We start from the raw sequence: 14,292 nt of genomic DNA on the forward strand, positions 1-14,292 counted from the left end.
TAGCAATTTGTTACCATATGGAGAAACTTATGCAAACCAGCGCTCGTAAGCCAACTCGCGATAAGCAAATTAATATCCGCGCTACTGATGAGGAACGCGCAGTGATTGATTATGCCGCAAGTTTGGTTAATAAAAACCGCACTGACTTTATCATTGAGAAGGCCGTGCATGAGGCCCAGAATATCATTCTGGATCAGCGTGTGTTCGTCCTGGACGATGCCCGATATCAGTCTTTCATTGAGCAGCTTGAAGCGCCTGTACAAAATGTTGAGGGGCGTCAACGCCTGATGGATGTGAAGCCAGAATGGAAATAAACGTCACGGCGCCGGCGCTGCTGACCGAAGGGCATGATCTACAGCCATTCAATTGCGGTAATGAGGTGTTAAATGATTGGCTACGTCGCCGGGCGATTAAAAATCAGTACCTCAACGCATCGCGCACATTCGTCATTTGTCTGGAGTCTACTCAGCGCGTAGTGGGTTACTATTCCATTGCAACTGGATCTGTAAGCCACGCTGACTTAGGCCGTAGTTTACGTCAGAATATGCCCGATCCTGTTCCGGTTGTTCTGTTGGGCCGTCTTGCTGTTGATGCCAGTACGCAAGGTCATAGTTTTGGAAAATGGTTGCTTAATGATGCTGTACTGCGCATTTCCAACTTAGCCGATCAAGTGGGTATCAAAGCCATCATGGTACATGCTATTGATGGCAAGGCCAGAGCGTTCTATGAATATTTTGGTTTCGTTCAGTCCCCAATAGCGACAAATACGTTGTTCTACAAAATTTAAGCAACCGTATTGTTCCCGCATCGCCAGAATGCGTATTACTTGACCACTACAAATGAAAGTCCTGACTGTCAAAACGGCAGGGTATAACCTCCTCTAAAATCTATATTTGAAACTGGACTCATATCAGGGGAACTATCCCCCTCTGTACATTCAAATATACAGGCCTAAGCTGTCATGAGACTGACCGCTATTTGACAAAATTGTCAGGGTTGTAGATTGGTTGATTTTTTTGAATACAGGTTCAGCTCGTTAATAATGCACTCCGGTTCTTCCCTGAGAGGCATATTGTCTATGTCTAAAACCTCATCATTTTTTTGTGGATCATCAGCCTTCAGCTTTGCAAACAGTGGCGTAAGATCCTGCTGTGCTTCGCCTCGTTCAGCCACCAACTCGAATGTTTTATTTTTTGCCTCGTCGTTGGTCAGGGCACTGACCAGGACCTGGGCGATTTGCTCTCGAGATATCACACCGTCTTCCGGCGTTCCCGCATGGCGACGATCTCCCTGGAGCATCACGATTCTGTGCTCATCATCATTGTTGTAATCAAACCAGCCGGGCCTGACGATGGTATAGGGATGACCGCTGGCCCTGACCAGACGCTCGGCTCGTCTTTTCCAGTCATGAACCTCAGTGCGCTGATTCCAGGTGCTGAGCCGTTCAGTCACGCCAATCGTGGTCATCAGGCTGATACGAACAGGTACACCCTTGAATATTCGTAAAATATTGCGTACTCCGCCGTAATCGATAGCGCGGGCACCAATTCGACCCTGACCATCAGAACCGAGTGTGAAGATGATGGCATCAATATCTTTCGGTAATTCGGTGAGTGTTTCAGGCATTGAAACATCGCCGTAAAAAATATCCGTTCCCCGAGGAAGCAATTTTACTTTGCGTTTATTTCTGACCAGCGCCACGGGCTGATGACCCATTTCAATAGCGGTATTGACGACATGAAGACCAATACTTCCTGTCGCCCCGGCAACGAGTATTTTCATGATAAACCTTCTGATAATGCAGACTTATTTTCGATACAGCCAGAATATCAATTATCATTATTGTCAGTAATAGGGCTAAAATGATTGTGTCTATGAACACCCTTCATGAGTGTGCGATGAAGGGAATGCCTCCATAAGGAAATCGCCTATGCTCAAAGAAAACTTCAACGAACTGCAAATCTTTCTTGTGGTGGCAAGGGAGCGAAGTTTTACCAAAGCAGCGGGTAAACTGGGGGTTTCTCAGTCTGCACTCAGCCACGCGATGAAGGCCCTGGAGGAAAGGCTGAATATCCGCCTTCTGACCCGCACGACCCGAAGCGTTGCCCCTACAGAGGCTGGTGAGAGAATTATTGCCTGCCTTGAACCGCGTATTGCCGATCTTGAACAGGAGCTGGAATCGCTGGTTCAACTGAACGGTACTGCCTCCGGTAATATCCGTTTATCTGCCGGGGAGCATGCCGCGCGAAGTCTGGTCTGGCCGAAGCTAAAACCCTTCCTCAGGGAATATCCGGAAATTAATCTCGAGCTGGTGGTGGATAACGGCTTTGTCGATATTGTTGAGGGGCGTTTTGATGCCGGGATCCGACTGGGTGAAAGCGTGGATAAGGACATGGTTGCGGTAAGAATTGGGCCGGACATGAGAATGGCCGTAGTGGGAGCCCCATCTTATTTCGCTACAAACCCTGCACCTGAAACGCCGCACGAGCTACAAAATCATCGGTGTATCAATATGCGCCTGCCGACAGCCGGTGGGCTTTACCACTGGGAGTTTGAGAAGGAAGGGAAACCGTTACGGGTCAGAGTGGAAGGGCAGGTCACATTTAATCTGCAGGCAGAAAGGATTGATGCGGCGTTATCCGGTTTTGGCATCGCCTGTATACCTGAAGACAGGGTGCAGGATTATATCAAGTCAGGAGAGCTTATTCAGGTTTTGCAGGACTGGTGCCCATCTTTCCCCGGATATTACCTCTACTACCCGAGCCGTAAGCAGCATCCGCCGGCTTTTGCGCTGTTGATCGATGCACTTCGCTATTCAGAGTAACGGGCCCGCATTTTGCTGTGGACCCGTTTGGGCATTAACGGCCTACGCGTACCTGGTGTTCAGGAGAATAACGTTCACCGACGATTTTAATCGTTTCAAGCGCCTGGGTTATCTGCCGTGAGTCATCCTGTGAAAGAACAATGTCGGCAGCCGCCAGGTTTTCTTCCAGCCGGTGTAGCTTGGTGGTACCAGGGATAGGAACAATCCACGGCTTTTGTGCCAGCAGCCATGCCAGCGCGATTTGTGCAGACGTCACACTTTTCTCTGCTGCCAGTTCACCCAGCAATGAGACCAGCTTTTCATTGGCTTAATCAAGGGGAGACGTTGCGATGAGGATAAAAACGCGGGTAAAACCAAAACAGTGAAAGCGCTGATCGATTTTCTGATAGCCACAACGGTGTGATAAAAACCAGCAATCCACTGTTAAGTACAGAGCGGTGAATCTCGTGGACGTTTATGATGATCTCTGCGATTTATTAATTATGTTCATTATTGATATCACAATTGTGCTGTTGTGCGGAGAAAGTCGTTGTTGTTACCTTTATGAACGTTTTGACGAATAATCTTCGCATCGAAATGGCACCAATTCATTAATTGGCGCGTCTCTTGCCAGATAACTGCACGCGCTAACCAGAGGCTTTACTGATTCTGAAATTGAAAAGGGGCGTTGTTATTAACAATCGTTAACAGGCGATACGGCTTCATCTGTCATAATTATCTGATTGCATATTAAAACACCGCCATTTTTCCGTCACGATATGAGGTAGTTATGAAAACGGTTAGTTATGCAGCGCACACTGATGACGCGAAACTGGTTCCTTATCATTTTGAGCGTCGCGATTTACGTGAAAACGATGTCGCCATTGAAATACTTTACTGCGGCGTCTGTCACTCAGACTTGCATACGGTCAATGGGGACTGGGGCCCGCAGCCTTATCCTTTGATCCCGGGCCACGAAATTGTGGGTGTCGTCACGTCCGTGGGACCGCGCGTCAAAAAATATCATGTAGGCGACCATGTCGCCGTTGGCTGCATGGTGGATAGCTGTATGCACTGCGATCAGTGTGAGCATGGCGAAGAGCAATTCTGTCGTAACGGGATGACGCCTACCTATGGCGCACCGGACCGCTTGAGCGGTGAAATCACTCAGGGTGGATACGCCAAACATATTGTCGTCCGCGAAGAGTTTGTACTGCGCGTACCGGAAAATATGGACTTGGCAAAGACCGCACCGATCCTTTGCGCTGGTATCACCACCTTCTCTCCGCTGCGTACCTGGAACGTGGGTTTGGGAAGTCGCGTTGGCGTGATCGGATTAGGTGGCCTGGGTCATATGGCGGTTAAGCTGGCCGTGGCGATGGGAGCCGAGGTGACCGTCATCAGCCGCAATAAGAACAAAGAGGAAGAGGCAAAAGCACTGGGTGCGAAAGGAATTCTGCCTTCTTCTGATCCACAGTCATTGCAGGATTCAGCCTGCGCATTCGATTTAATTATTGATACTGCGCCCGTTAAGCATGACCTGAATATCTATACCCCATTATTAGATATTGATGGCTCGTTAGTCATTGTCGGCCAGGTTGGTCTGATGGATGAACCGCTCACGATACCTCTGATCATGGGACGCCGTCGCGTTGCGGGTTCGCTGATCGGCGGCATTGCGGAAACTCAGGAAGTCCTGGATTTCTGCGCGAAGCATGATATCTATCCTGAGTGCGAAATGATTAGTATCGATCAGATAAACGATGCTTTCACCTGCCTTGCACAGGGAGACATGGCCCACCGTTTCGTCATTGATATGGCCTCGCTGAGCGCAGAGTAAGCAGATACGGAAGCGGTAGTGCGCATTTGCTACCGCTTTCACAACACCTCTGCGTCTTTTTTAAAAACAGTCGCAATTGACTTCGAACGAGTGGCTCCTCATGTTTATTTATTTAAAAACGCAACGTGTATTATCCCGTTTTTCAGGGTGGAGCATATTGGGTCTGATATTCATGTTTTCGGCTACGGCGAGTGCGCGGAACACAGAGGAGAATGTAATGAAGATAAATATCATACTTAACGATAAGCGCCAGATTTGAACTGATGACGGAATAATCGTCACTCGGCGGGAGAACATGAATGATAAACAGGGCATTCCTGGCGATTGTTTCTCTGTTATTGGTGAGCGGATGCGTTTCCCAAACCACGCAAAACAGGAGTTTGAAAATGACACCAGAAGATACACATGGTGCTGTCGCTGAAGTCGCACCCGCTATGGCTGCGTATGCTGAACGATTTATTGAAAAGGACCTCTGGAATTGTCCGGAGTTGTCGCGTCGCGACCGCAGCCTTGTCACAGTCGCAGCACTCATCAGCCGCAATGATACGGCTGAGCTTCCGCACTACCTTAGCGTGGCGCTGGATAGCGGCGTTAAGCCTGCTGAAATCTCTGAAGTAATTACCCATCTGGCATTTTATGCTGGCTGGCCAAATGCCACCTCTGCGGCGCTGGTTGCCCGCAACGTCTTTGCGCAACGCCATATCGATACGGCGTCATTGTCAGGGGATAAAGTGGATTTCCTGCCTCTTGATAAAGCGTCGGAAAACCAACGTGCCACGATGGTTGAGTCAAACTTTGGCAAGGTATCACCAGGTGTAGTGAAATACACCACGGATGCGCTATTCCTTGACCTGTGGCTGCGGCCGGGTCTGGCACCACGGGACCGAAGCTTGATAACCGTCAGCGCACTGGTTACCGCCGGGCAAGTGGCGCAAGTGCCGTATCATCTTAATCGGGCGATGGATAATGGTTTGACCCAGACTCAGGCCTCAGAGGTCTTGACACAGCTGGCCTTTGTGGCGGGCTGGCCAAACATTTTCTCGGCATTACCCGTATTTAAAGAGGTATTTACAGGCAGAAATCACGCCTGACGGATGATGATGAGCAAAAGCCAGGACCTGAACAGGTGCTGGCTTTTTTCTCCCTGGAGTCATATGTCGTTAATCCTGCCAGGGAATATTCAGGGATGTTTGTAGTGGCGCAGCGCGTCAATAACGAGCTGGAAAGCTTTCGAGTGATTTCTGTTTTCCGGGTAGTAAATGTAATAACCATCCCAGTAAGGACACCAGTCTTCAAGGACGCTAATCAGTTCGCCGTGGGCGAGCTGTTTCTCAGCGATATCACGGGGAACATATGCCAGTCCGTATCCTTCTATGGCAGCCTGTAGATTCTGATAGATTCGGCTAAACACAAGCTGACCGCTAACTTTGACGTTCAGGCTCTTACCCTCTTTTTCGAACTCCCAGACATACAAATTACCGTGAGTTGGAAACCGAAGGTTGATGCAGTTGTGATCAATAAGATCGTTAGGATGCTGCGGGTAAGGGTGACGGGAAAAATAGTCAGGAGAACCCACGACGGCAAAGCGTACATCCGGGCCGATACGCACTGAGATCATGCCATTAGATATTTGCTCTCCGAGCCGCGTTCCTGCATCAAAGCGGCCGGAGACAATATCCGTCAGCGCATAGTCATCAATCAGCTCCAGAGTAATATCCGGGTATTCCTTGAGTAGCGGCTCAAGCTTGGGCCAGATAACAGAGCCGATCGCATAATCTGACGTTGATATACGTACCGTACCGGCGGCTTTACTGTTGAGGTCCTTCAGTGACTGTAATCGCCCCTGGATCCCATCGATATAAGGGCCGAGGTCATCCAACATGGATTGCCCTATATCGGTCAACGAAATACTGCGCGTGGTTCGGGTCAGAAGTTTCATCCCAAGACGGGATTCGAGGGTTCGAATGGTATGGCTGAGGGCTGATTGTGAAACGCCTAAATGCGCCGCTGCTTTGGTAAAGCTCTTTTCACGCGCGACGACTATAAACGCCATTAAATCATTAAGGTTTTCCCGTGCCAACCTGTGCCCCTTACTGCCAAAAGAGAGTGAAGGGGTAGTGTAGCGTAATGCATAGCGAAGGGGCACTTAATGGATGGGCAATTTACTGATTTTAACCGGGTCGGCTTCAGAGGGCGTAATTTATGAAAATCGTGCATAAGTCATATCAGATTTCGCGCCTTACTCATGTCTGTCTTTTTATTCTAGAATGATTGATTAGGTATAACAGAGGAATTCAATAGTGGATTATTCATTATTAAACAACAACCTGAAAATGCCGATGGCTGGCTTTGGTGTTTTTCAGGTAACAGATAAAGAAGAATGTAAACAGTCTGTATTGACTGCTATTCGTGCTGGCTATCGCCTTATCGATACCGCAGCAGTTTACGGTAATGAAGATGCCGTTGGTGACGCAGTGCGCGAGGCCATTGCCGAAGGGTTATGTAGCCGCGCAGAGCTATTTATTACCTCCAAACTGTGGGTACAGGACATGGTCAATTACGATATGGCCAAAGCAGGGATTGAAGCGTCGTTAGAAAAATCTGGGCTGGAATATTTTGACCTTTATTTACTGCATCAGGCCATGCGTGATTATTTCAGCGCGTGGCGTGCACTGGAAGATGCCTATGATGCCGGTAAGCTTAAGGCAATTGGGGTGTCCAATTTCTATGCTCATGTATTAGCAAACTTCTGCGAAACCGTCAGAATCAAGCCAATGGTGAATCAGGTTGAATTGCATCCTTACTTTGCTCAGCCTGCTGCACTTGAAACTATGAAGTATTACAACGTTCAGCCGGAAGCATGGGCGCCCTTAGGTGGCGGAAGACATAAGCCCTATGAGAATGAACTGCTGCAACAAATTGCCGATGCTCACAAAAAAACGGTTGCTCAGGTTGTCCTGCGCTGGAATGTACAGCGTGGTGTCACTGTCATCCCTAAATCCACCCGTCAGGAACGTATTGAAGAGAACTTTGCCATCTGGGATTTCTCATTGACTGAGAGCGAAATGGCGCAAATCAGCTCACTCGATTTAGGCTACGTTGGTGATGCCGTGAAACACTTTAATCCTGAATTTGTGCGTGGCTGTCTTGGTGTAAAAATTCACGATCGTTAATGCTGATATTAGTATTGAGCCTTCAATAATGAAGGCTCAATACGACTTCTTTCTATTGCAGATTTTTCTCTTTCAAAAACTGACTCACCAAATCAGCAATCTGCACATTATTTAAATCAGAGAACGGGAAGTGGGTATTCCCTTTGATTCCCACTTCTGGCAGATGCGTCACCGTCACATCCCCGCCATGTTTGTTCACCACGTCACGCCACTCGCGAGCCATTGCCAGACGTACGCGCCAACTGTCCTGCGCGGGCATGGCGACAGGTTTATCCGGTATGTTATCGCCGTAAATAATCAGAATCGGGATTTTGGTCAGTGCCATAAACTGCGCCATTGGCACAGGCTCACCCTTCAGCGTGTCGAATGCGCTTGGCATAGGGGCAGGGAGTTCTTTTTCCGGGAAGACAAAGCTGCTGCCTGGCTCGAAGGCGACAATGGTTTTGACCTTGTCATTTTTCATCGCCGTGTACCAGCCTGGTCCGCCACCCTGAGAGTGGGTGAAGAGGATGGCGGGGCCGGATTTATCCACGACGGCGGACATCGCATCAGAGATGACATTGATATCAAACGGCCCGGTATTTGGAGTCATCTGACGGAAATACTGATTCAGTGCTTCTTTGTCGTGAGAGAACTGAACGCCTTTAAAATACTCTGGCCACACGCCAACGCGGAACTGGTTGAACCACATCTGTTCATCCGGTTTTGGCGTAACAGTACCTTCTACAGTCGTGCGACCGGCGCTGCCCCGGCGTGGCTGATCGACAAGATAAGTTGAGAACCCGCGACGCAGGAAGATGTTCTGGAACCCTTCGCGACCATCCGGGGTACTTTCCCAGGTACGGGAGAACTGACCTGCGCCGTGCAGCATGACGATAGGGTATTTATGCGGATTTTCCGGAATTTGGTAGAACACAGAGGCATGATCGCCATGATAGGTTTGGCCAGCAGAATCCAGCGGCTTTTTCGCGTCAAATGTTCCAGGCGCGGTGATGATAGTGCCACCTGCAGAAAAGCTTCCCTGTTCCTGAATGACCAGCGGCTCGGCATAGACCGACTGAGCCACCAGGCCACCCGCCATGATGCAGATGGCCAGCGTTTTTAAGATTGTCTTCAATATTACATCCTCTGTTATGTTTGCCGTTCAATCATATCTGAGTTGTCAGCGTTAATTATTTAGCACCCCTGATTGCCCTTATTTGGCAGACTCATGAATGCGGACGATTAACTGCGTATCGTCTCTAGCCAACTTAACTTATCTGCTATCGAGCGCCTGCTGTAACGCCTTTTCAACTCGCGTTGCTGCATCACTTTCGCTATGTTCACGCAGCACCTTTGCCAGTTGGCGCAACTGCGCTGCCGTCAGGCCGACCCGCATGCTGGCTCGCGTATGTGACAGCAGTTGTGATTCCACGCCCGGCGTGGCGGCTAATGCGCCAACCGTTGCCAGCTCGCGGCTTTGCCAGTCGAGGTTATCGCGGGCGAAAATATCGCCAAACAGATGTGTTTGCAGGAACTGGTTAATCACTGGGGTAAAATTAAACAGCGGGCCCTGGACGGGAGCGCCTGAGATTTTTGTCTGGTTTGCGGTACCGACACGGCGAAGTTCATCCCCGACAGGGATTGGGGCAACCGGTTCTTTACCCTCAACGTCTTTCATACCACGTTGTTTGCGTGCTGTAGGTGGCAAGTGTGAATGCAAAACGATTTCAGACGATAAATAATTTGCCTGCATTGCCATTCGGGTGTATCTGATGCAGGACGGCGACGAGATTGTCATTTTACTGTGTGCCGGTTTCAAGGACAGGCAAAATAACGACCTGGACGCCGCCGAAAAATATCGGGCTGATTATCTGAGGAGTAAAAAACATGGCCGCGCATGACATCGAAAAAATGTGGGAAAACCTGCTTAAAGAGGACATCGGGTCACGTGTTCAGATTATCCAGGAGATCCACGAGTTAATCCTGGCCGGTGAAATCGAAGTCGCAAAAGGAATGCTACGCACGCTGATTAAGGTCACGTGCGGTTATCCAGCGATTTCTGACGAGGTCGGCAGGAATTCAAAATCAATTATGCGCATGTTGTCGCCGGATGTGGATCCGGGTGTCAAAGCGTTTATGGCTGTTGTCAGAGCTGCAGAACGCCAGTCAGAGAAAGCAGCGGCCCGGGCAAAAATCCATTAAGTCAGAAACCGTCACGACGAACCGGCCACAATGGCCGGTTTTTTTATGTCTGCGTGGTGTGCTGCGTGAAATCGTGTGCAGGATTACTGGTGAAAATCTGCAGAATTCACGCAGCGTCACGACAGGGAAGGGATCAAACGGACAGGCACGATTCAGACTGCATTAACACGTCTTTTTTACATGCTCTTTTGCAGTTAACTTATGTTGAGTAAAAACTAGGTTCATGGATAATTTTGTGGCTACTGTATTGTTTTTTCAAAGATTCTAAGTTTCCATGAGTAATTCACTTCATGAACTAAAACTATGTATCTAGCATTAGCTGACAGTTAGTTCCGGTTCATAAAGCCATCTTACATCACATTTTCACAACGAACACATCATAGCATTAGATGGTTATCTGATTGATCTATTGAATAAAAAATTGGTTGCGATAGCATAGATTTTATCAAGGCTTATGTCTCTGAGGGCGGTAGCGTTCTTAATTAAATTATTGACAAGGATGTGCAAATCAGCTAGGAATTTTGTAGAGATTCATGCGTAAAACGCTGATGATACCTTACTGTCAGAACGTCATTACAGATGTCAGCGAATCAACGGTTCGTACCGATGACTGCTGTGATGCACTCATGGAGATTTAAAACAGAAAGTTTGTGAGTGAGGTGCTGGTAGATTCCAGAGCGCATGAATAAAGTACATATTGCACTAACGCGGTAAATTTTAAAACCTAATTTAAATCGTATGCAGCCTTAGATCTCATGCCTAACGACACTATAAATTTTTGCTTTTAATTTAACCGAAGCCGGAATTCATGTGGAGGAAGAGAGCAAAGAGTCGTATGGCTGTTTTCATCGTACTAATCAAGACTGACTGGTTTTGCCAGAAGGGAGATAAGCTCAGTCCGTAGTAGCCAGCTAACTGACAAATTAATTTGTCGGCCCCTTGCCCGTGCTTATATAAACACAATTATATAAGTTTCTAATCCAGCAGTTTTTCATTTTAAGAGGAATTTAAATGTACAATGGTACACCTACTGAAGTAGAAGAAAAACTCAGATCATGTCAAGTGGAAAGTATTGGTGTAGCTGCAAAATATTTTAGATCGCGCTCATCTGGATCATGTCTTATAAGCTTGCCGACAGGTGCAGGGAAAAGTGGTGTTATATGTTGTCTAAGTCAATTCAGTAAATATAAAAACATATTAATTGTTACATATCGAAGAGCTGTTTGTGATCAGTTGTATAAACAGATTAGAGGTGATTTTTTTACTAAACTAACCGATTCTGGTAAATCTAAATCACTTACAATTAAAGATGTGCATAATGACATCAATAAAGAAAGTAACAGTGGGATATTTTGCACTACCTTCCAAAAATTGCTAAAAATCAACAGTGATGAGATCAATAAAATCTGTGATGAATTTGAGTTGATAATTATTGATGAAGGTCATTCCGAACCATCGCCAGAATGGGGAGGAATTATTCGTAAGTTTAAAGCAAAAAAAATAATAGTGACTGCCACACCATACCGAAACGACTTATTTAGTTTTGATATTGATACAGATCACTCATATATATATACATACAAAAATGCCATAGAAGAAGGCATAATATCAGCACCTGTTTTTGCAAAAGCAAAAAAGGAAGATTTAGTCAGTGTAGTAAGGGATTACTTAAACAAAAATAGTGATACATTGTGTATTGTCAAGTGTGATAATTTTAAAAACATATGCGAATATTATAATCTTTTTAAAGATGAATTTAAAACGCTTGCGATTCATAGACAATTTGAGACTTCACCACTGGATGAGAATTTATATAATGTACCAAGCAATTTATCTGAAAGCCCTTATAAAATACTAATTCATCAACGTATGTTAGATGAAGGTATCGATCTTCCGAATGCAAAACTACTAATATTAACCTATAGTGTTCGGAGTGGTAAGGAATTAGTACAAACAATGGGGCGTGTTGTAAGGTGGTACAAAGACAAAAGCCCACTGGTTATAGACTACAATGAGTGCACCAACGTTGATTTATGGGAGAACTACCAAGAATTTGATAATTACTTGACGGATAAAACATCTTTAAGGAAATTCATTAATACTTTAAATACAGCATCTTTAGTTGAAAAGTATTTAGACGCATTTCCGGAAATTAGTTATTTTGACGCGACATATAAAAAGAAATTTGACTTCAAAACATTCAACCCTTCCACATCCTTAAAAATACCTCTCGCGTCAGTATGTTTTTATTACAAAGATAAGGGCTTTAATCTAATTGATTGTTTAGATAAAATATATTGGGAATTTACAAGAGAAGGGGCTTTATCAAAAATTGATAGTGACTCTGGCATCATTACATCAGTTTGTTTTGACAGTTCCAGATTTCTTAAGGATACGTTATTCTTTCAACCATCACTTGAGTTTGTAATTATACGTGAAGTAGGTGATATTGTTGCGATTTATGATAGTCGCGGTAGAAAATACAATAAAAGAATTGAATTAGGTATCAGACAACCAGTTGGCCCGGATAAGCTATTTAAGTTAATTTCGCTAAATGAAAAATCTAAAACAACGCAAGCTAGCACAAGGGCTATACAGATTAATTCGCAGCAAGCAGAAAGTATTCTTTATGTGTCTGATAGGTTAGAGTCAACGACTTCAACTCAAGCCAATGGAAGCTATGCAGTATCAACTACAATAGGTTCTAATCTTCATGATGATCTTTCGATTATGTCCTCATATTATTTAGGCGTAGGATCCGGCCGTGTTAGTGATCAAAAAGAAAGACAATTTAGTTTTGAAAGGTTTTGTGAATGGGTTAATGATGTAAAAACCAATTTAGAAGGCGCTAACAAAGTATCTAGTTCATTTCTTAATTCATTTGCTCAAACTGTTGATGGTATACCTACTGAAAAACCAGTTGCTTGTATTATTGATCTAAGCAACTATAACGGTTTGTTGAAAGTGTATTGTAATGGCAAGCACAAAAAAATAACATCAAACTATCTATTTAAAAAATATAATTTTGGCATTTCTTTTTTTGACAAAACACTACTTCCGTTTGTTATAAACACCAATGGAAGTAATCTATCAAAGATGGGGGGGGCCATAAGGTCAGCGATATTCTTACCTCGGGAACTAGATTTTTATGTTGACAAAGGTGAATTAAAAACACGTAATCAAACTCTAACCTTTATGGTTGATAATGAAGTTGTTAATGAAAGTGATATTTTTAACAATAACACCGTGAAATTAATATTTGACAATGGAATCACTTACTTAAATGGTCTGTTTTATAAATTTACTCTCCCCACAGACAATGCAAGAGTTGCAGATGAATTTTTCTCGAGATTTGTAGAATTACAAGATTTGTTGTCAGGTGGATTATCAGAAAAAGATGAGGATGGATTGATCGGAACTAGTTTTAGCCCCTCATCGATATTTTATTTGATAGATCAACTGTCAAACCTGAGAACTAAATCTGTGCAACTATCTCAATTGGGACCATTTTATCAATATATCCCTAATGTTGATTTGATTCTTTGTACGGATATGGATACAGAACCAGCTGATTTTGTTCTTTCTTCCAAAGACAAACTTATCTATGTACACATAAAATGCGGTGCCGCAGGAAAACCTGAATCTTCAGCAGGTTCGATTTGCGAAGTCGGTAGCCAAGCGATAAAAAACATACATTACTTGATTAGTAATGATAAAAATTTACAATTTGCCAATTTAACTAGGCTGAGAAATCCTTGGCCAAAATTAGGAGGTAATAAGCATAATATAGAATTAGACAGTAGAATAAGATTGTTTGAGGGAACTTTCAATATCAATCACGACATAAATGATGTCTTAGAAAAGATAAACAAACGAAGAGCCAGTTCATTAGTAAGAAAAGAAATATGGATCGTTGTTGGTAACGGATTTTCATTGAGTCATTTTAAGTCACAATTTAATCCTTCAGTAGTGAAAAAATCACAAGAATCAATGCAATCATATCAACTTATAGACTCATGGCTATTACAATCCAAAAGTCTTGGTATAGATCTTAAATTTTTTGTTTCTCCATAAGAAATTTCGCGACAGAGATCCTTAACGGTGCGTCGAGCTTCGACGGAATTCAGAATAATGATGGTCTGGTGTTCGGTAAATCGTGCTTTGCGCATGGCAATCTCCTATCAGAACAAAACCAGTATGCCGGATGATCTCTAAAAGTGAATGGACCGATATGCAGGGATGCTTACAGTGGGTCTTCGACCTTTATAAGCATAGTAAAGAATAGAATATGC

General features: G+C 44.9%; 12 protein-coding genes and 2 pseudogenes. 9 read left to right on the plus strand and 5 right to left on the minus strand.

Annotation, left to right across the window (positions count from 1 at the left end; genetic code table 11):
* The first annotated feature begins 17 nt into the window (after positions 1-17).
* Positions 18-314, plus strand: a complete 297-nt coding sequence (locus M2374_RS13715; RefSeq protein WP_168246960.1) for a DUF1778 domain-containing protein — start codon at positions 18-20, stop codon at positions 312-314.
* On the plus strand, positions 305-787 hold the full coding sequence (locus tag M2374_RS13720) for a GNAT family N-acetyltransferase (RefSeq protein ID WP_259155138.1): 483 nt from the start codon (positions 305-307) through the stop codon (positions 785-787). Before M2374_RS13715 ends, M2374_RS13720 begins: the two co-directional genes overlap by 10 nt.
* Positions 788-990: 203 nt before the next feature.
* On the opposite strand, the gene M2374_RS13725 is transcribed toward M2374_RS13720, so the two are convergent.
* Entirely contained in the window at positions 991-1,782 is a 792-nt protein-coding gene (locus M2374_RS13725) for an SDR family oxidoreductase (RefSeq protein ID WP_259155140.1), read from the minus strand.
* A gap of 148 nt (positions 1,783-1,930) precedes the next feature.
* Between M2374_RS13725 and M2374_RS13730 the strand changes: the two genes are divergently transcribed.
* Positions 1,931-2,824, plus strand: a complete 894-nt coding sequence (locus M2374_RS13730) for a LysR family transcriptional regulator (protein ID WP_146716824.1) — start codon at positions 1,931-1,933, stop codon at positions 2,822-2,824.
* A gap of 34 nt (positions 2,825-2,858) precedes the next feature.
* On the opposite strand, the pseudogene M2374_RS13735 reads toward M2374_RS13730, so the two are convergent.
* Positions 2,859-3,131: pseudogene (locus tag M2374_RS13735) on the minus strand (aldo/keto reductase); the annotation flags it as partial.
* A gap of 462 nt (positions 3,132-3,593) precedes the next feature.
* On the opposite strand from M2374_RS13735, the gene M2374_RS13740 reads away from it, so the two are divergent.
* Both M2374_RS13740 and M2374_RS13745 read left to right on the plus strand, forming a co-directional pair.
* On the plus strand, positions 3,594-4,643 hold the full coding sequence (locus M2374_RS13740; protein WP_259155142.1) for an NAD(P)-dependent alcohol dehydrogenase: 1,050 nt from the start codon (positions 3,594-3,596) through the stop codon (positions 4,641-4,643).
* Between the two features lie 299 nt (positions 4,644-4,942).
* Positions 4,943-5,734, plus strand: coding sequence for a carboxymuconolactone decarboxylase family protein (locus tag M2374_RS13745; protein ID WP_404979225.1), 792 nt, complete (start codon positions 4,943-4,945; stop codon positions 5,732-5,734).
* A gap of 89 nt (positions 5,735-5,823) precedes the next feature.
* Here the strand turns inward: M2374_RS13745 and M2374_RS13750 are convergent, their stop codons facing one another.
* On the minus strand, positions 5,824-6,723 hold the full coding sequence (locus M2374_RS13750) for a LysR family transcriptional regulator (protein ID WP_117342776.1): 900 nt from the start codon (positions 6,721-6,723) through the stop codon (positions 5,824-5,826).
* A 220-nt stretch (positions 6,724-6,943) separates the two neighbouring features.
* Here M2374_RS13750 and M2374_RS13755 point away from each other — a divergent pair, with 220 nt between their 5' ends.
* Complete coding sequence (locus M2374_RS13755; protein WP_259155147.1) at positions 6,944-7,816, plus strand: aldo/keto reductase; 873 nt, start codon at positions 6,944-6,946, stop codon at positions 7,814-7,816.
* Between the two features lie 52 nt (positions 7,817-7,868).
* Here the strand turns inward: M2374_RS13755 and M2374_RS13760 are convergent, their stop codons facing one another.
* Positions 7,869-8,933: an alpha/beta fold hydrolase gene (locus M2374_RS13760; RefSeq protein ID WP_259155149.1), complete on the minus strand. Its 1,065-nt coding sequence runs from the start codon at positions 8,931-8,933 to the stop codon at positions 7,869-7,871.
* Positions 8,934-9,071: 138 nt separating this feature from the next.
* A pseudogene (locus tag M2374_RS13765) lies at positions 9,072-9,494 on the minus strand (carboxymuconolactone decarboxylase family protein); the annotation flags it as partial.
* Positions 9,495-9,570: 76 nt separating this feature from the next.
* Between M2374_RS13765 and M2374_RS13770 the strand changes: the two are divergent.
* The 3 genes from M2374_RS13770 (at position 9,571) to M2374_RS13780 (ending at position 14,074) form a co-directional block, all read left to right on the plus strand.
* The gene (locus M2374_RS13770) at positions 9,571-9,699 is read left to right on the plus strand and encodes a hypothetical protein (RefSeq protein ID WP_255432753.1); all 129 of its coding nucleotides are present in this window, start codon (positions 9,571-9,573) and stop codon (positions 9,697-9,699) included.
* Positions 9,686-10,000, plus strand: a complete 315-nt coding sequence (locus M2374_RS13775; protein WP_244958402.1) for a hypothetical protein — start codon at positions 9,686-9,688, stop codon at positions 9,998-10,000. Before M2374_RS13770 ends, M2374_RS13775 begins: the two co-directional genes overlap by 14 nt.
* A 1,011-nt stretch (positions 10,001-11,011) precedes the next feature.
* Positions 11,012-14,074 (plus strand): DEAD/DEAH box helicase, encoded by a 3,063-nt coding sequence (locus tag M2374_RS13780; RefSeq protein WP_259155153.1) that lies wholly within the window; start codon positions 11,012-11,014, stop codon positions 14,072-14,074.
* The last annotated feature ends 218 nt before the right edge of the window (positions 14,075-14,292 follow it).

It is taken from the genome of Citrobacter sp. JUb117 (assembly GCF_024809055.1).
GTDB classification, from domain to species: domain Bacteria; phylum Pseudomonadota; class Gammaproteobacteria; order Enterobacterales; family Enterobacteriaceae; genus Citrobacter; species Citrobacter gillenii.